We start from the raw sequence: 16,036 nt of genomic DNA, 5'->3' as shown, positions 1-16,036 counted from the left end.
GGTGCGCCCGCGGCGGCGGGGGCGGGACGCGCGGACGAGCGCCGTCACCCCGCTCGGGGCGACGGTCGTAATGGTGAAACGCGCGCGCCGACAACGGGAACGCGATGGAGTGCACGAAGTGCGACCGTGAGGCGGTCATGCACGCGGCGTACTCGGGGAACCATTTGTGCGAACGCCACTTCCGCGAGTCCGTCGAGCGCCGCGTCCGCCGCCGCGTCCGCGAGGACGACCTCCTGCCGGACTCCGCGACGCCCGACGACCCCCAGACGTGGCTGATCGGCCTCTCGGGCGGGAAGGACTCGGTCGTACTGACGCAGATCCTCCACGAGACGTTCGCGGAGGACCCCCGTATCGAACTCGTTGCGCTCACCGTCCACGAGGGGATCGCCGGCTATCGCGACAAGAGCGTCGACGCCTGCGAGGAACTCACCGCCGACCTCGACATCGACCACGAGATCGTCTCCTACGCAGAGGAGTTCGACGTCGAGATGGACGACGTCGTCGACTCCGACCCGGAGAACATGGCCGCCTGCGCGTACTGCGGCGTTTTCCGCCGTGACCTCCTCTCGAAATACGCCCAAGGGTATGAGGCGGATAAGCTCCTCACCGGCCACAACCTCGACGACGAGGCCGAGACGGCGCTGATGAACATCTTCGAGGGGAACACCGAGCAGATGGCGAAACACTTCGACGCCTCGCTCGGCCCCTTCGACGAACGCAACACGCAGGGCGGGATGACGCCGCGCGCGAAACCGCTGCGCGACATCCCCGAAAAGGAGGTCGCCCTCTACGCGCAGTTGCGCGACCTTCCCGTCCACATGGCCGAATGTCCCCACTCGAGCGAGGCGTTCCGCGGCGAGATCCAAGACCTCCTCCTCTCGCTCGAGGAGGCACACCCCGGCACGCGACACAGCATCATGGCGGGCTACGAGGAGCTGGCGGCGATGGCTGCCGAGCGCTATCGCGACCCCGGGAGCGCGGCCGACCTGAATGAATGTACGGAGTGTGGCGCGCCGACGACGCGCGAGGTCTGTCGGAAGTGCGATCTCGTCGATGCCGTCCACGCCGCGGACTGACGCGATGGGCGAAGCGTCCGACGTGTAAGACGCGCGCGAACGCCGTCGCTGGTCGTCGGTGCGACGCTGAAAAAGGACGAAACGGCGCTAGCGGATGACGTCGAGGCCGTTGTTCTGCTCGAGTTCGCTCTGGCCGCCGTCGCTGTGCGCGCCCGCGCCCTCCCAGTCGGAGCCGCCGTCGGCGTCGGCCTCGAAGTCCTGGAGTTCCGCGCGGGACTTATCGGCCTGCTTCTGCGTGCTGGGGCCGAGGACCTGCGCGGACTGGACGCCGGTCATGATCGCCATGACGCGGACCTTGCCCTTGTAGTTGTCCTGGATACGCGCGCCCCAGATGACGTTCGCGGAGTTGTCGAGGCGCTCGGTGATGTTGTCCGCGATGCCCTCGGCCTCTTTGAGCGTGAGGTCGGGGCCGCCCGTGATGTGCACGAGCCCGCCCGAAGCACCGCGGTAGTCGACGTCGAGGAGCGGGTGGCTCATCGCGTCCTTCACCACTTCGTCCGTCTTGTTCTTGTCTTGCGTCTCGCCCACCAACATCACCGCGACGCCGCCCTGGTTCATGATGGCGGTCATGTCGGCGTAGTCGAGGTTGATGAGCGAGGGCTGGGTGATCGTCTCCGAGATCCCTTTGACGGTCTCCGCGATGATCTGGTCCATCACGGAGAACGCCTTGCCGATCGGGAGGTTCGGGACGTAGTCCAGCAGCCGGTTGTTGTCGAGGACGATGATGGAGTCCGCCTCGTCGCGGAGCTTCTCCAGACCCTCCTCGGCTTTCACCGTGCGGGCGCGCTCGACGTTGAACGGCGTCGAGACCATCCCGACGACGATCGCACCCTGCTCCTTGGCGATCTTGGAGACGACCGGCGCGGCACCGGTCCCCGTCCCGCCACCCATCCCGGCGGTGACGAAGACGAGGTCGGCGTCGCCGAGGACCTCCTTGATCGTGCCCTGGGCCATCTCGGTGGCGCGCTCGCCCATCGAGGGGTCGCCGCCGGCCCCGAGGCCGTTCGTCAGGGACTTCCCGACGAGGATCTTCGTGTCGGCCTCGATCATCTGCAGGTGCTGCTTGTCGGTGTTGATGGCGACGGTGTCCGCGCCCTCGACCCCGATGTTGTACAGTCGATTGACCGTGTTGTTACCTGCACCGCCGGCACCGACGATGACGATTCGGGGATCCCCGAACTCGCTATCGTCGCTGTCGACGTCGCTCAGGTCCCGCTGTTCTGCTTCGGCGTTCTCGAGGGCGTCGTTGACGATATCCTGCATCTCTTACACCTTCGCCCAGTTGCGGTTTTCGTTCGACTTCGAGTCGGTCTGTTCCTCCAGCATCTCGCGGACTGCCGAGCGGATGGCCTCCGAGCGATTCGGGTACTTCCCGAGCTCGACCATCTCCTCGACCTCCTCGATCTGCTGCTTCGGAATCCGGAGTGTCACACGCTCCATTATTGTCTTCCCCTGCAAGACGGCGGGAGTTCCCCATATTTGTCTTACACAGCGCCCCGAACCGGGTGTACTGACGCGACCCCGACCGATTCGCCGTAAGACCTCCGTCTTACGTACGCACAACGACAACGGACCTGCATAAATAGTTAATGGCTGTGTAAACGGCCGTGTCTTACCGATCGAGGACGTCGCCCGCAACCGTCCGACGACCGCAGTCCGGGCAGAACGCCCAGTCGGAGCGGAGCTCGACGCCGCACTCACACGTCGGCCGGCCGGCCGCCCGCTCGCCGCAGTTCGGACAGAACGCGTGATCCGCCGCCAGTCCCTCGCCGCACTGCGGACACGCACGCTCCTCCGATTCTCCCGGCTCCCGCGCGTCGGACGCGGGTCCCCCATCGTCCGTCGTCGAATTCCGGGGCCCCGCGTCGTCCGCCGTCGCGTTCCGGTTCGCTGCGTGCGCACGCGTGTCTCCCGACTCTGCGTCCGACGCGTCGTCTGCCACGTTTACGTTCACCGTCACGTCGCCCGCTTCGCCGCCGCCGTCGTGGTGTGTCGCGATCCGCTCGTCGATCCGCGCGTCGAGAAGTGCGTCGAAGCCTCCCCCATCCGCGTCCGACACCGCGTCGTCGGGCTCGTCGAGGTACGCCCGAAGCGCGCGGCGCATCACCTCGCTCTTCGACGCGTCGAGCGCCTCGACGCGCTCGACGAGCCCCGCGTCCGCCCGGAACGTGATCTTCGACATGCGATACGCGTCGTACGCCGCCCGTCCATTTGAAACTAGCCCCCCGAACCGGGGCACTGTTCAGATTAGAATTGAAGGATGAGGCAGCCGAATTTCTGAGTGATCTATGCCCGAAATCAGCCGCCTCAGCGGAGGTAGCGACTGCTTCGAGTTAGCGTTTGTGGAGCGAGAAGCGACACCGAACTGGGCGATGAAGCTCGGTATTCGCCTCCACCTCGCAGGACTATCACCTTCGAATACTGTATCTGAACTTGACAGATTTGGTGTCGACCGTGCACGATCCACCGTACACAACTGGGTGCAGAAGGCCGATCTACAGCCATCCGGGGGCAAAAACTCGGATCACGTCGCAGTTGATGAAACCGTGATCCAGATCAACGGCCAGCAATATTGGCTGTATGATGCTGTCGATCCCAACACGAACAAATTCCTTCATGTGAAGCTTGGTACAGCGCAAAACCGCGGTCTGTCAGAACTCTTCTTTGGCGAGCTTCGCGAGAAATACGACGTCGAAGACGTCCCCAGAAATCAGGGATTTCTGGTGTGCGAACGAGACGTCCTGCGTCTCGTTAACGCTGTGTTTCTCGACGATGGAGCGCCGTGGCTTCAAGAAGCACTCCGCCGCCACGGCCTCCGATTCCAACACGTCACACACGGGAATCGGAATGCCGTTGAACGACTCTACAAAGAGATAAAACGACGAACGAACCAGTTTGCAAATCACTTCCGCCACGCCGACCCAGCAACCGCTGAAACATGGTTGCTCGCACAAGCCTTCTGCCAAAATCAGCTAATCTGAACAATGCCGAGGGTCATACCCGTACGTCGGGGAAGGGATAAAGTGTGTTGACGGCGTAAACGAGAGTATGGGAACGAGACAGATGCGGGTGAGTGAGGACCTGTACGCGCGAGTACAGTCCGAGAATCGGGAGGGTGAGACGCTGGCAGAGACGCTCGACCGCCTCGTCGGCGGCTACGGACTCACCGACTTCGCGGACGACGTCGCCGAGCTCGACATCGACGCAAGCGTCGAAGAAGCGACCGACGGGTCGGTCGGAGCGACGCCACCGACCCACGAATGATACTCGACACGCAGTACCTCGGCGCGCTCGCGGATGGGAACGCTGCGGCCCGGGAGAAAGCGGCTGACCTCGACGAGCAGGTCGTTCCTACCCGTATCCCGACCGCCGTCATCTGGGAGGTGTTCACCGGGATCGGGAACGCGCCGCTCGAAGAACACGGAAACGAGTTGCGCGCGCTCTACGAGAAGCTGATCGCAAGTCGCTCCACCGTCGCCCTTACGCCCGAGGTGGCGCGTCGCGCGGGTGAACTGAACGGGACCCACCTGAAGTCGGATGTCGTGACGAAGCTCGATGGCGCTGACTCGGTCGTCGCTGCGCACGGATTACTGCTCGACGAGCCGGTGATCTCGAACGACTCTGACTTTCTGGATGTCGACGGCCTCGACGTCGAGACGTACTAACTGTCGACGGCTTCAGAAAGAGCGGGTCAGCTGAAGTTGCCGTCGTCGTCGCGCTGCGGCGGCCGGCGTGGCGGCTGGTCGCCGCTCTGGAAGGCGATGGGGAGGTTCTGGAGCGCCTGGGTCGCACGCGTCCCGAACGCCCACACGACGGCGAGCAGAACCTCGACGGTGAGCACCTGCTGAAGGAGGGTCGGGATTGAAACTTGTGAGGGTGTTCGCCGTCCAACGACTCAATCCGAGTTGCAACGCGGTAGAAACCCAGCATGGGATTGAAATGGGCTGGTGGAGAAGTCGAAGCGTGACGATCGGACGGTCGCGACGCGGTGGAAACCCAGAATGGGATGTGAAACACCTCCCAGATCGAGTACATTGAGAGCGAGTGATCGCGGGTTCGATTCCTGCGAGGCTCGTTCCCGGCCGGACAGAAACCCACGAGGGATCAGAGAGATGCCACAATACAGCGTTGAAGAAAGGTCCTCTTCGTCATCGACGAGGCCCACTATCTGATGGGTGACGCGTCGTCGCTTGGCTTCCTCGAAACCGCGGTGCGACACAGCCGTCACTACGACCTCTCGTTGCACTTCGTCACGCAGACGGGCGGGGATCGTACTCACGCCGGAGGCGAAGACGATCGCTGACCTCTGCTTGCTCGTCCAGATTTATCGGATCTCGGAGGAAGCCGAGAAGTAGATATTGTATAATGAGTATGAGGGGAAGTTCGTAGTAGGGGGTAGTTACCATGTCATACGGTGTATAAACACTAACTAGGCCCTCTCATGCCCGTTTTCGTACGCCTTTCGCAGGGTATATCTGTAAGACCACGTTGAAGCCCTGCTACGTTCAGATGATTCAACGGAACTTCGACACGGGAAGCGGTTGCACGGGTATGGCAGCCGCGGGTTCGCGTATCGACACCCGGATTCCCATCCGTGGGGCCGGCGACGGCGGGTGGCCGTCGACGCACGACCCGGGACCGATCGACGGCTCGACAACGTACGTATGAAACTATCGCCACGCTACATCTTCGGCTTGGAGGACGCCGATGGCGCCGAACTCGCCCTGTTCATCGTCGCGATGGGCGTCCTCCTCGGTCTCGCTGCTGTCGGACTCGTCGACCCGAGCCTCCTCAGCACGACGATGAACGGTGCCTTCGACTGGGTGCTCAAGTGGTTCGGCTGGTGGTTCATTCTCCTTGGCTTCCTCCTCCTCGTTCTCGTTACCGGGTTGACCTTCTCGAAGTACGGGAAGCTCCGCATTGGCGGACAGGAGGCCACGCCCGACTTCGACACGTTCTCGTGGCTTTCGATGGTGTTCACCGTCGGCTTCGGCGCGTCCATCCTCATCTGGGGCGTCGGTGAACCCATCAGCATCGCGAACTCCCCGCCGCCGAACATGCCTATCTCGGCGACACCGGGCGCGCTCGCGCTCGCCTTCATGTACATCCACGAGGTCTTCCCCGGTCTCGCGATGTGGTACCTCCCCGTTGGGATCGCGTTCGGCATCATCGTCTACACGCAGGGTGTCGGTGAGTACAAGATCGGCGCGATGCTCGGGAACCTCATCAGCGTCGAGGACCACCGCTGGTTCCACTGGCTGGTGAACCTCTCCGCCATCGTCGCGAGTATCGGCGGCATCGCGACGACGCTTGGGTTCAGCGCACAGACCGTCTCCTCCATCCTCGGTGGGACGTTCGGCCTCGAATCCGCGTCGCTCACCTATCTGCTGTTTGCGGTCATCGGCGCTGTCTTCCTCTTCGACGTCTGGCTCGGCCTCCGTGAGGGCATCCGAAACGCCGCGCGCGCAACGATGATACTCATCGGCATCGCGATGGCGCTGCTCATCGTCGTCGGGCCGACGCTCTACATGTTCGAACTCGGCCTGAACGCGACTGGCGTATGGCTATCGAACATGCTCCGCCTCTCGCTCTACACCGTCCCCGGCGCTGCGAACACATGGGCTGGCCAGTGGACCGGCTTCTGGTGGGCGTGGTGGGCCGCGTGGAGCATCTTCGTCGGCAGCTTCGTCGCCCGCGTCTCGAAGGGTCGGACGATCCGCGAGATGTTCCTCGTGCTCGTCATCGCGCCTGCCGTCCTGACGTGGATTCAGCACTCGCTCATCGGTGGCTGGGTGCTTGCGCCCGGCTACCGCGAACCCGTCACCGCCGCCTACACGTCCTCGGGGATCCCCGCGTCCATCGCGACGGCGCTCTCCATCACGCCGTTCGGCAAGCTGCTCGCCGTGATCTTCGTGCTCGTCATCGCCGGCTACATCATTACCTCGCTCGACTCCGCTGTCTTCATGGTCTCCGCGATCACGCTCGGCGACGAGGACCCGAACGCCCGCATCCGGGCGTGGTGGGGTATTCTCCTCGCCGTCTTCGGCGTCATGAGTCTCCAGCTCTCCGGGTTCGGCGCTATCGAGTCCTTCGCCGGCGTACTCGCGTTGCCGTTCACGGTGTTCCTGCTCGCCATCGTCTACGCGAGCTACCGGGCGGCTCGCGAGATCCTCGGCGCAACCGACGACTCCATCATCACCGAGCCGAAGCCCGACGAACCCTCACAGCCCGCGACCGATGCCGACCACACCAGCGAGGACGAATCCACGAACTGACGGCTTCCGAGGTCGCGAGTCTTTCAAAACGCCGCGTCCGTCGACGTCCTCGTCGAGCGTTGTCCAATACGTCGGGTGAAAACCAGCTCGGTCGCATCGCCCACAGGCGTCTCACGTTCCCCTGCTCTCTGGCGGGTTAGCGCTGCGAGCGTCCTCAGCGGTCGTCTCGCTGTTCGTCCCTGTCGCTCGTCTCGTCGGTCTCTTTCCCGTCGTCGAGATCCGTGCTCGGAAGGTTCGGATCGCGGTACGGGTTGCGGCCGTAGACCGCGCCGTGGAGGCCCTGCTCGTCGAGGCGTTCGCGCAGCACCCGCCGGAGGCGGTTGAGCGAGGTGATCGAGAGGCCGTGTTTCTCCGCGAGCGCCTCGAAGTGCGGGTCGTCGGTGAGCGAGGTGAACTGCTCGTAGAGATTCTCGAGGCGCTCCGGGGGTTGCTCGGCGAGCCACGCCTGATCTTGCAAGCCGAGGTAGCGCTCGCGTTCGTCGTCGACGACGTGGCGAATCGTGACGAGGGCGACTTTCTCGATCGCGCGCTGGCTCCCGAACGCGGTCAGATCGAGGTCAACCATCACGCCGAGCGCCCGGTCGCGCTGCCACGGCGTCACGTCGAGGTCGTTGCAGAGCGCGTGCGTGATCCGCAACTTCTCCAGTCGATGTTGGCGCGCACTGTGTCCCTCGGTCGCGGGGTGGCGCTCCTCGTGGAGGCGTCGCAGGCTCTCGGAGACGTCCGCGTCCGGCGAGCGCGCGCGCCCGATCTGCGTCGCGCTCGGGCTCGTCGGCCCCCAGCGACCTACCGTCGTGTCGCGCCTGTGTGCCGCACGCGCGAGCGCGCCGTCGCCCGGCCGCTGGCTGAACTGCTCCTCGTCGACCACCTCGAACTCGGGGGCCGACGTGGCGGCGTCGGTCATCGACTCCCGCTATCGGTCGCAGACGGATAAACGCACGACTACCCAACGTAGCCGTCACGGAAAATTGGGCCGCCCACTCCGGGGCGTCCCTCGCTCGTATCCATTACTTGTGACGAGAACAACTTAAACAGACATCGGTGACCGACACCGACGTTTCTTGCCGTGGCCGAGCGAATGCGCGGCCATGGACGACTCTCCGGCCGACGAGTGGGCCGAAGTGACCGCGGAGCGCGCGGGGGACACGGAGTGCCGGTGGCGACGCCGCGTCACGCCGTCGTTCGCGGTCGACCTCTGGGTGTCGGAGTCGCCGACCGACGAGACCTGCCCCTACCACGTCCTGCTCTCGACGATCCACGAGGACGGGACGCGACACGTCTCCGACCATCCCGTCGCGGGCTACGGGACGCGCGAGGCGACCCAGGACGCCCTCGCGGCCCTCCGCGACGTCGTCGATGACGTGCTCGCCGAACGCGATAATGTCCCCGACCCGAAGAACCGTCTCGCGCACGCGGTCATCCCGCGCTTCGTTGAGGAACACCTCGACGTCGACTGCGCGTGCCAGCCGCTCTACGACCCGGACGTCGTGTCGTCGTAGCGGCTGCTCATCGTCGAACGACTGCAAGAACCTGACGGCGGATCGCACGACGCCCGTACAACGACAGAGCGCACGCCCCGGCCACCGCCGACGTCAGGTGGTGAGGGTGGTGGTGGTTCCGAGGACGACGCCGACGACCGTCGCCGGAGCGCCGCGCACCCGCAGTGAGGCCGCGTGTCCACTTCTTCGTTCTGGCGGTTCCCCAACACGACGGATCGTGACCACCTTTATACTCGGACTCCCCTACGACTCGAACGTGCAACCGACACCCGACCTGTGGGTACTCGTCGCCCTGGTGGGGCTGCCGTTCGCCGCCGCGGCGGCCACGCCACTCGTGGCGCGCGCCCTCGGGAACCGGACTGCGTACTACGCGGCCGCGGTCGCCGCGGTCTGCTTCGGGTTGGTCGTCACGCTCGCCGGGACGCACGGCGGCGCGGCCGTCACGTGGGTCGGCCCACTCTCCGTCTCCCTCGGTTTCTACGTCGACGGGCTCGCGACGCTCGTCGGCGCGCTCGCCAGCGGCGTCGGCGTCCTCGTCTTCTGGTACTCCGCGGGATACATGCGCGGCGAGCCCGGCCAGCCGAAGTATTACGCCACGATGCTCGCGTTCATGGGATCGATGCTCGGCGTCGTCTACGCCGGCGACCTCGTCGTGCTCTTCTGCTTCTGGGAGCTGACGAGCGTCGCCTCGTTCCTCCTCGTCGGTCACTACTCGGACCGTCGGGAGTCGCGCTACGCCGCACGCAAAGCCATGCTCGTCACCGTCGGTGGCGGGCTGTTCATGCTCGTCGGCTTCGTCCTGCTCGCGAGCGCCGCGGGCACCTACTCGCTGACCGCGATGCTCGCCCACCCCGCAGCAACCCGTGCTGCCGTGGAGCAGGCGGGAGTACTCCTCCCGGTCCTCTCGCTCGTCGGGATCGGCGCAGCCGCCAAATCCGCCCAGGTGCCCTTCCACGTCTGGCTCCCGGACGCGATGGCCGCCCCGACGCCCGTCTCCGCGTTCCTCCACTCCGCGACGATGGTGAAGGCCGGCGTCTTCCTCCTCGGGCGCGTTCGTCCGATCCTCGTCGGCGAGCAGTGGACGGAGATCTTCGTCGCGCTCGGCCTCCTCACGATGCTCGTCGCCGCGATCCTCGCCGTCTGCGCGAGCGAACTGAAAGAGCTGCTCGCGTACTCGACGGTGAGCCACCTCGGTCTCATCGTCGCCGGGTTCGGCTTTACGGGCGCGCTCGGCTCCGAGACCGCGGTCTTCCACATTCTCAACCACGCGGCGTTCAAGGCCGCGCTCTTCCTCGTCGCCGGGATCGTCGCCCACGAAGCTGGCACGCGGGCGTTCGACGACCTCGGTGGGCTTCGCCATGACCTCCCGATCACCGCGGCCGTCACCGTCGTCGCCGCGCTCGGCATGGGTGGCGTCCCACCGTTCAACGGCTTCTACTCGAAGGAGCTCCTCTTCGAGGCGAGCTACGAGTTCGCCCACCACGCCGGCGGGATCGCCTGGCTCGCACCGACCGTCGCCGTCGTCGGCAGCGTCTTCACGCTCGCCTACTCGCTGCGCTTCCTCAGCATCTTCTTCGGCGAGCGCCCCGAGACGCTCGGCCACGTTCACCGCGCGCCGTGGCCGATGACCGGCCCGCCCGTCGTCCTCGCGGCCGTCGCCGGCGTCATCGGTCTCGGTGGGATCACCGCCGCGCTCGGCGCGCCGCTCGCCCCCGTTGAGGAGTTCGTCGGCTGGGTCGTCGGCTCCACGCTCGGACCCGAGGCGGGCGCGCACGCCACGAGCTTCCACTACCACCTCCCGACGCATCTCTCGCCCGCCGTCGTGATGAGCGCCATCGCGATCGGCGGCGGCGTCCTCTGTTTCCTCGGGTGGCCCCGCGTCCGCTGGGCGACGCGCGGCCTCCTCGATACGCTCCCGGTCCTCCGCGCTGACGGCTGGTACGACCGGCTCGTCTACGGCGCGAACCACGCGAGCACGCGCGTCCAGCGCGCCCTCTGGACCGGCCACCTGCGAACGTACGCCGCGTGGACGTTCGTTGGTGCGGTCGCGCTCGCCGGCTTCGGCTACATCGCGACCGGCGTTGCCGTCCCGACCGCGGGCCCGTCGCTCAGCGCGACCCTCACCGTCATCCTCGCCGTGGCGGCCATCGCCGCGATCGCCGCCGTTCGCGCGCCCTCGCACGTCGCCGGCGTCATGGCGCTCTCCGTCGTCGGCTTCGCCGTCACCGTTTTCTTCGTGCTCGCGAGCGCGCCCGACGTCGCCCTCACGCAGGTCGTCGTCGAGACCGTGACGTTCGTCGTCTTCCTCGTGATCCTCGACAAACTCCCGAGCTACTACGGGCGCATCGAGCGCTCGCGCGCCGCCCACGACGCCGTCATCTCCGTGCTCGTCGGCGGCCTCGTCACCGTCACGACGCTCGTCGCGACGAACGCAACACCCGACACCATCGCCTCCTACTTCGTGAACAATACACTCGAGCAGGCCGGCGGACACAACATCGTGAACGTCATCCTCGTCGACTTCCGTGGCCTCGACACGCTCGGCGAGATCAGCGTCGTCGCCATGGCCGCGGTGGCGGTGCTTACCCTCATCGTCATGCGTGAGCGGGGTGAGACGCCATGACTTGCGTCGGACCTGCGGCCCGACTAAGTCACCCTCGCCACACGGCGGTGGCTCGCGTGACTATCGTCGGACTAGTGACCCGACTGAGTCACGCCGACCACACGGGGTGGTCCGCGTGACCAGCGCCAGACGGCGGTCTGGCTGGGTCACCCTCGCCACGCGGAGGTGGCTCGCGTGACCACGGTCATCCTGCGCACGGTCACGCGCGTCGTCCTCCCACTCGGGTTCGTCGTCTCCTTCGCGTTCTTCTTGCAGGGACACAACCTCCCGGGTGGTGGCTTCATCGCCGGCGTACTCACCGCCTCCGTCGTCGCGCTCGCCTACCTCGCCTACGGCCTCGACGTCGTCGAGAACGACGTCTTCGGCCGCGAGGTCGAGACCGCAGTCGAGCACGTCCAACACGGCGTCGTTCGCGACTACCAGACGCTCTACGCGGCCGGGCTCGCCGTCGCCGTCGCCGGCGGCCTCGCCGCGATCGTCTACGGCTACCTCACGAACACGACCATCCCTTTCATGACACAGACGTTCCGCACCGCGACCGTCCCGCTTTTCGGACATATCGAACTCGCCTCCGCGGTCGTCTTCGACCTCGGGGTGTACGCCGTCGTCGTCGGCGCGCTCCTCACGATCATCTCGGTGGTGGGGGCGGAATGACTTGTACGATCGCCTCAGAGCGGGGGCATCAACCGTCCCACGCTCGACTCCGGGGGTGGCCGGTATGAGCCAGACCGAAGTCGTCCTCGCACTCGCGCTCGGCGTGCTGTTCGCCGCCGGGACGTTCCTCGTCCTGCGCCGCGACCTCGTGCGCGTCGTCTTCGGCGTGCTCGTGCTCTCGCAGGCGACGAACGTCTACCTCGTCACGATGGGTGGCATCGGCGGTGTCGCGCCCATCATCGGCCATGGCGGGGAGACCACCGACCCGCTCGTGCAGGCGCTCGTGCTCACCGCCGTCGTCATCGGCTTCGCCACGACCGCGCTCCTGCTCGTCCTCGTCTACCGGACGTACCAGGAGCACGGCTCCATCGACCTCGACGACATCCAGGGGGCGGTCCGATGACGACGCACCTCGTCATCGCGCCGATACTCGTGGCGTTCGTCACCGCGATCACATGCATCCTCGTGCGCTTCGCGCCGCGCGTCCAGCGGGCGTGTAGCCTCGTCGGCGTCGTCGGATACAGCGCTGCGATCGTCGCGCTGCTCGCGCGGGTCTGGCCGGCGGACACGATCGCCTATCAGGTCGGTGGGTGGAGCGCACCGTACGGCATTACGCTCGTCGCCGACCCGCTCTCGGGCTTCATGCTCGCGCTCACGGCCGTCATCGCACCGCTCACGCTCGTTTACAGTATCCGCCACCTGAAGCCGCCCGGCCAGCGCGTCTCCTACCACACGCTCTTTCACTTCCTCCTCGTCGGCTCGACCGGCGCGTTCCTCACCGGCGACATCTTCAACCTCTTCGTCTGGTTCGAGGTGACGCTCATGGCTTCCTACGGCCTCGTCGCCTTTTACAGCGGTCGCGACGAGACGCTCGCCGCGACACGCTACGTCGTTCTCAATCTCGTCGGCTCCAGCCTGATGCTCCTCGCCGTCGGTGGCCTCTACGGCGTGACGGGCACCCTCAACATGGCCGACATGGCGCGCTGGCTCGCGGCGGCCTCGCCCGCGGAGGCAACGCCCGTCCTCGGGCTCTCACTGCTCCTGCTCGCCGTCTTCGGGCTGAAAGCCGGCCTCGTCCCCTTCCAGTGGTGGGTGCCCTCCGCGTACGCTGCCGCGCCCGCACCCGCCGCGGCGATGCTCGCCGGCGTCGCGAAGAAGGTCGGCGTCTACGCGATCATCCGCGTCGGCTTCGTCGTCTTCGCCGCCGCCAACCCGGGGTTCGTCTTCGGCGGCCTCAGCGGTGATCTCCTCGCCGCCTACGGGCCCGTCCTCTTCGCGCTCGCCGGCGCGTCGATCCTCGTCGGCGGGCTCGCCGCGCTCGATCGGCCGACGTTCGAGGAGACGCTGGCCTACTCCAGCATCGGGCAGGTCGGGTTCATCGTGCTCCCGTTGGCCATCGCGGCCGCTGTCCCCGACCTCCGCGCGGTCGGCGTCGCCGCGGCGCTCGTCTACGCGCTCAACCACGCGCTCGCCAAGCCGCTGCTCTTCCTCGTCGCCGGCATCGTCGAGGACACGACGGGAACGACCGACCTCGACACGCTCGGCGGGCTCGCGGGCCGCGCGCCCGTCCTCGCCGGGGCGTTCCTCGTCGGTGGACTCTCCCTGGTCGGTATCCCGCCCCTCGCCGGCTTCTTCGGGAAGCTCCTCGTCTTTCGGACGGCCGCGCTTGGCGGGTCGACCGTCGCGCTCGCCGTCGCCGTCCTCGGTGCGATACTCACCATCGCGTACGTCTCACGGACGTGGAACCGCGCGTTCTGGGGCGAACGCACCGACGTCGTCGCGTCGATGTCCGCGATCGACCCCGTCCGGCTCGCCGTCGTCGTCGTCCTCGCCGGCTGCGTCGTCGCCGTCGGCGTTGGGTTCGGCCCCGTCTATCAGTTCGCCGAGGCGGCCGGTCACGTCGCCACCGGCGCGGGTCGTGATGCCTACGTCCGCGCGGTACTCGGAGGTGGTGTCGCGTGACCCGCGTCGGATCCGCCGTCCGACTGGCCCACGCGCCCCACCGGGGGTGGTCCGCGTGACGTCCGTCCCGCGCTGGGTGACCGCCGGCGTCGGCTTCGCCGTCGTCTGGATCTTCGTCGCGGAGGCCCCCGGGACGCTACGGGGGATCGTCGCCGGCCTCGTTGCCGGCCTCATCCTCTCGCTGCCCGTCACGTACACCTTCCGCGCGCTCTTTCCGGGGCGCAGCGATCTCGGACGGACGCCGACGATCGTCCGTGCCGTCTCCGTCTACCTCGTCGACTTCGTGTACGAGCTCCTCACCGCGAACATCGACGTCGTGAAGCGCGTGCTCGCCCCCACGCTCCGCTTCGATCCCGGCGTCGTCATCGTCCCGCTGCGCGTCGAGAGCAACGCCGCGATCACCACGATCGCTAACTCCATCACGCTCACGCCCGGTACCCTCACTATGGACTACGACGCGGACGCGAACGCGCTCCACGTCCACGCCGTCGACATCGGGGACGTCGAGGCGCTCGTCGCACCGATCCGGCGCTGGGAGCGCTACGTGATCGACATCTTCGGCGAGGACGTCGACCCCGAGAGTGAGCCACGCGAGGCCACGCTCGAGGCCGCGTGGGAGTACGACTCGTCTGACGAAGACGAGGAGGTGGAGGGATGAACGCACCCGAGATTTACCACCTCGTCCTCGTCGCCTGCGGCGTGATCGTGGCGCTCTGCACGCTCGCCTGCACGTACCGCGTCGTCGTCGGCCCGACCGTCCCCGATCGCGCGGTCGCGCTCGACACGATCTCGACGTGCGTCGTCGGACTCGGCGTCGTCCACGCCCTGGAGGCCGACCGGTCGTTCTTCGTGCTCGTCGCCGTGATGCTCGCCATCGTCGGCTTCGTGACGACGGTCGTCGCTGCGAAGTACCTCACTGAGGGGGCGATCATCGAATGAGCCTCGCACTCACCACCACGACCGTCGTCGCCGCGACCGAGGGTGCGAGCGAGGCTGGTCACGCAGCCGCGGCCGGGCCTTCCACGCTGCGCCTCGCCATCGTCGCCGCGCTCGTCGTCGTCGGGACGTTCTTCCTCTGCGTCGGCACGATCGGCCTGCTGCGCTTCCCCGACGTCTACAACCGGATGCACGCCACCTCGAAGGCGACGACGCTCGGCGCAGCCTCGATGTTCCTCGCCGGCTTCGTCCGCTTCGGCCCCTTCGGCGCGGGGCTCACCTCCCTCGTCGGCATCGTCTTCCTCTTTGTTACCGCGCCCACGGGTGCTCACCTCATCTCGCGGGCCGCCCGCAAGCTCGACGTCGAGATGTACGACGACGAGGAGTGAACGCTACTGCGAATCGAAACGGCTAAAGTCGAACGCGCGCTACGAGGTGGTAAGCCGAGGTAGCCTAGCCTGGCCAAGGCGGTTGCCTCGAAAGCAACTGTCCACACGGACTCGTGAGTTCGAATCTCACCCTCGGCGCTCCACTCCTCTCCGTTTTCACGTCCCCAGCACCGCGTCGATCGTTTTCGCGTCCGCTCACGCGGCCGGATCGAGCACTTCGCGAATGGCCGTCGCGACCTCCTCGAAGCGCGCCGTCGAGAGTTGGTCCGTTGTGACGAAGACGCCGCGGTCGTCCGTGACGACGCGCGTCAACGCGCCGTCCTCGTGGCCGTGGATCGTGTACTCGTACGCCCCGAGCTCGGAGTTCGCGGCGGTCTCGCGGCGCTCGAATCCGCGGCGCTCGTTCTCCACGAACGACGCCAGGTCCGCTGACGCCGTCAGGTCGTCGCGCAAGTAGAGCTGTTCGTAGTCGTCCGCGGTGAAGTAGACGATGCTCCGAAGCGAGTCGCCGATCGCGCTCCGACACGCCCGCGTCAGCTCCTCCCGTACGGTGTCGTTCATGGTCCTTCGTGTGATACGCACTCACGCACCTAAATGTATGTGGTGAGTTACCACGAAATAT

Annotated in this window: 20 protein-coding genes and 1 tRNA gene; 15 read left to right on the top strand and 6 right to left on the bottom strand. The window is 66.5% G+C overall.

Annotation, left to right across the window (positions count from 1 at the left end):
* Positions 1-104 precede the first annotated feature (104 nt).
* Positions 105-1,076 carry a tRNA 2-thiolation protein NcsA gene (gene ncsA, locus ABDZ36_RS02605; RefSeq protein ID WP_211311864.1) on the top strand — a complete coding sequence of 324 codons (972 nt, stop codon included), beginning with the start codon at positions 105-107 and terminating at the stop codon, positions 1,074-1,076.
* 87 nt (positions 1,077-1,163) lie between these two features.
* On the opposite strand, the gene ftsZ is transcribed toward ncsA, so the two are convergent.
* The 3 genes from ftsZ to ABDZ36_RS02590 all read right to left on the bottom strand — a co-directional run bounded on the left by ftsZ (position 1,164) and on the right by ABDZ36_RS02590 (position 3,258).
* Positions 1,164-2,339 carry a cell division protein FtsZ gene (ftsZ, locus tag ABDZ36_RS02600; RefSeq protein ID WP_211311863.1) on the bottom strand — a complete coding sequence of 392 codons (1,176 nt, stop codon included), beginning with the start codon at positions 2,337-2,339 and terminating at the stop codon, positions 1,164-1,166.
* Positions 2,340-2,342: 3 nt separating this feature from the next.
* Positions 2,343-2,516, bottom strand: a complete 174-nt coding sequence (locus ABDZ36_RS02595) for a ribbon-helix-helix domain-containing protein (protein WP_211311862.1) — start codon at positions 2,514-2,516, stop codon at positions 2,343-2,345.
* A 172-nt stretch (positions 2,517-2,688) separates the two neighbouring features.
* Positions 2,689-3,258 (bottom strand): double zinc ribbon domain-containing protein, encoded by a 570-nt coding sequence (locus tag ABDZ36_RS02590; RefSeq protein ID WP_211311861.1) that lies wholly within the window; start codon positions 3,256-3,258, stop codon positions 2,689-2,691.
* A gap of 106 nt (positions 3,259-3,364) precedes the next feature.
* Between ABDZ36_RS02590 and ABDZ36_RS02585 the strand changes: the two genes are divergently transcribed.
* The 3 genes from ABDZ36_RS02585 to ABDZ36_RS02575 all read left to right on the top strand — a co-directional run bounded on the left by ABDZ36_RS02585 (position 3,365) and on the right by ABDZ36_RS02575 (position 4,741).
* Positions 3,365-4,057, top strand: coding sequence for a DDE-type integrase/transposase/recombinase (locus ABDZ36_RS02585; protein ID WP_211311860.1), 693 nt, complete (start codon positions 3,365-3,367; stop codon positions 4,055-4,057).
* A gap of 67 nt (positions 4,058-4,124) precedes the next feature.
* Positions 4,125-4,340 (top strand): hypothetical protein, encoded by a 216-nt coding sequence (locus tag ABDZ36_RS02580; RefSeq protein WP_211311859.1) that lies wholly within the window; start codon positions 4,125-4,127, stop codon positions 4,338-4,340.
* The gene (locus ABDZ36_RS02575) at positions 4,337-4,741 is read left to right on the top strand and encodes a PIN domain-containing protein (protein WP_211311858.1); all 405 of its coding nucleotides are present in this window, start codon (positions 4,337-4,339) and stop codon (positions 4,739-4,741) included. Before ABDZ36_RS02580 ends, ABDZ36_RS02575 begins: the two co-directional genes overlap by 4 nt.
* 26 nt (positions 4,742-4,767) lie before the next feature.
* On the opposite strand, the gene ABDZ36_RS02570 is transcribed toward ABDZ36_RS02575, so the two are convergent.
* The gene (locus ABDZ36_RS02570; RefSeq protein ID WP_211311857.1) at positions 4,768-4,917 is read right to left on the bottom strand and encodes a hypothetical protein; all 150 of its coding nucleotides are present in this window, start codon (positions 4,915-4,917) and stop codon (positions 4,768-4,770) included.
* A 330-nt stretch (positions 4,918-5,247) separates the two neighbouring features.
* On the opposite strand from ABDZ36_RS02570, the gene ABDZ36_RS14860 reads away from it, so the two are divergent.
* On the top strand, positions 5,248-5,379 hold the full coding sequence (locus ABDZ36_RS14860) for a hypothetical protein (protein WP_425545296.1): 132 nt from the start codon (positions 5,248-5,250) through the stop codon (positions 5,377-5,379).
* Between the two features lie 361 nt (positions 5,380-5,740).
* Positions 5,741-7,351: a BCCT family transporter gene (locus ABDZ36_RS02560; RefSeq protein ID WP_211311856.1), complete on the top strand. Its 1,611-nt coding sequence runs from the start codon at positions 5,741-5,743 to the stop codon at positions 7,349-7,351.
* A 154-nt stretch (positions 7,352-7,505) separates the two neighbouring features.
* Here ABDZ36_RS02560 and ABDZ36_RS02555 read toward each other — a convergent pair whose 3' ends face one another.
* On the bottom strand, positions 7,506-8,255 hold the full coding sequence (locus ABDZ36_RS02555; RefSeq protein ID WP_343749187.1) for a DNA-directed RNA polymerase subunit epsilon: 750 nt from the start codon (positions 8,253-8,255) through the stop codon (positions 7,506-7,508).
* 184 nt (positions 8,256-8,439) lie between these two features.
* Here ABDZ36_RS02555 and ABDZ36_RS02550 point away from each other — a divergent pair, with 184 nt between their 5' ends.
* The 9 genes from ABDZ36_RS02550 to ABDZ36_RS02510 all read left to right on the top strand — a co-directional run bounded on the left by ABDZ36_RS02550 (position 8,440) and on the right by ABDZ36_RS02510 (position 15,552).
* On the top strand, positions 8,440-8,850 hold the full coding sequence (locus tag ABDZ36_RS02550) for a hypothetical protein (protein ID WP_211311855.1): 411 nt from the start codon (positions 8,440-8,442) through the stop codon (positions 8,848-8,850).
* Positions 8,851-9,106: 256 nt separating this feature from the next.
* Positions 9,107-11,473, top strand: a complete 2,367-nt coding sequence (mbhE, locus tag ABDZ36_RS02545; protein WP_343749186.1) for a hydrogen gas-evolving membrane-bound hydrogenase subunit E — start codon at positions 9,107-9,109, stop codon at positions 11,471-11,473.
* Positions 11,474-11,647: 174 nt separating this feature from the next.
* Positions 11,648-12,127: an MnhB domain-containing protein gene (locus tag ABDZ36_RS02540; RefSeq protein ID WP_211311853.1), complete on the top strand. Its 480-nt coding sequence runs from the start codon at positions 11,648-11,650 to the stop codon at positions 12,125-12,127.
* Between the two features lie 64 nt (positions 12,128-12,191).
* On the top strand, positions 12,192-12,530 hold the full coding sequence (locus ABDZ36_RS02535) for a sodium:proton antiporter (protein WP_211311852.1): 339 nt from the start codon (positions 12,192-12,194) through the stop codon (positions 12,528-12,530).
* Positions 12,527-14,089, top strand: coding sequence for a complex I subunit 5 family protein (locus ABDZ36_RS02530; protein ID WP_211311851.1), 1,563 nt, complete (start codon positions 12,527-12,529; stop codon positions 14,087-14,089). The genes ABDZ36_RS02535 and ABDZ36_RS02530 overlap by 4 nt, the downstream gene beginning before the upstream one ends.
* Positions 14,090-14,144: 55 nt before the next feature.
* Complete coding sequence (locus ABDZ36_RS02525) at positions 14,145-14,747, top strand: Na+/H+ antiporter subunit E (RefSeq protein ID WP_211311850.1); 603 nt, start codon at positions 14,145-14,147, stop codon at positions 14,745-14,747.
* Entirely contained in the window at positions 14,744-15,028 is a 285-nt protein-coding gene (locus ABDZ36_RS02520; protein WP_211311849.1) for an MrpF/PhaF family protein, read from the top strand. Before ABDZ36_RS02525 ends, ABDZ36_RS02520 begins: the two co-directional genes overlap by 4 nt.
* Positions 15,025-15,414, top strand: coding sequence for a monovalent cation/H(+) antiporter subunit G (gene mnhG / locus ABDZ36_RS02515; RefSeq protein ID WP_211311848.1), 390 nt, complete (start codon positions 15,025-15,027; stop codon positions 15,412-15,414). The genes ABDZ36_RS02520 and mnhG overlap by 4 nt, the downstream gene beginning before the upstream one ends.
* Positions 15,415-15,467: 53 nt before the next feature.
* Positions 15,468-15,552, top strand: a tRNA-Ser gene (locus ABDZ36_RS02510).
* 57 nt (positions 15,553-15,609) lie between these two features.
* Here ABDZ36_RS02510 and ABDZ36_RS02505 read toward each other — a convergent pair.
* Complete coding sequence (locus tag ABDZ36_RS02505) at positions 15,610-15,975, bottom strand: DUF7522 family protein (RefSeq protein ID WP_211311847.1); 366 nt, start codon at positions 15,973-15,975, stop codon at positions 15,610-15,612.
* Positions 15,976-16,036 lie beyond the last annotated feature (61 nt).

The organism is Halarchaeum salinum (genome assembly GCF_039520965.1).
GTDB lineage: Archaea > Halobacteriota > Halobacteria > Halobacteriales > Halobacteriaceae > Halarchaeum > Halarchaeum salinum.
This window is presented reverse-complemented; position numbering and strand designations above follow the sequence as displayed.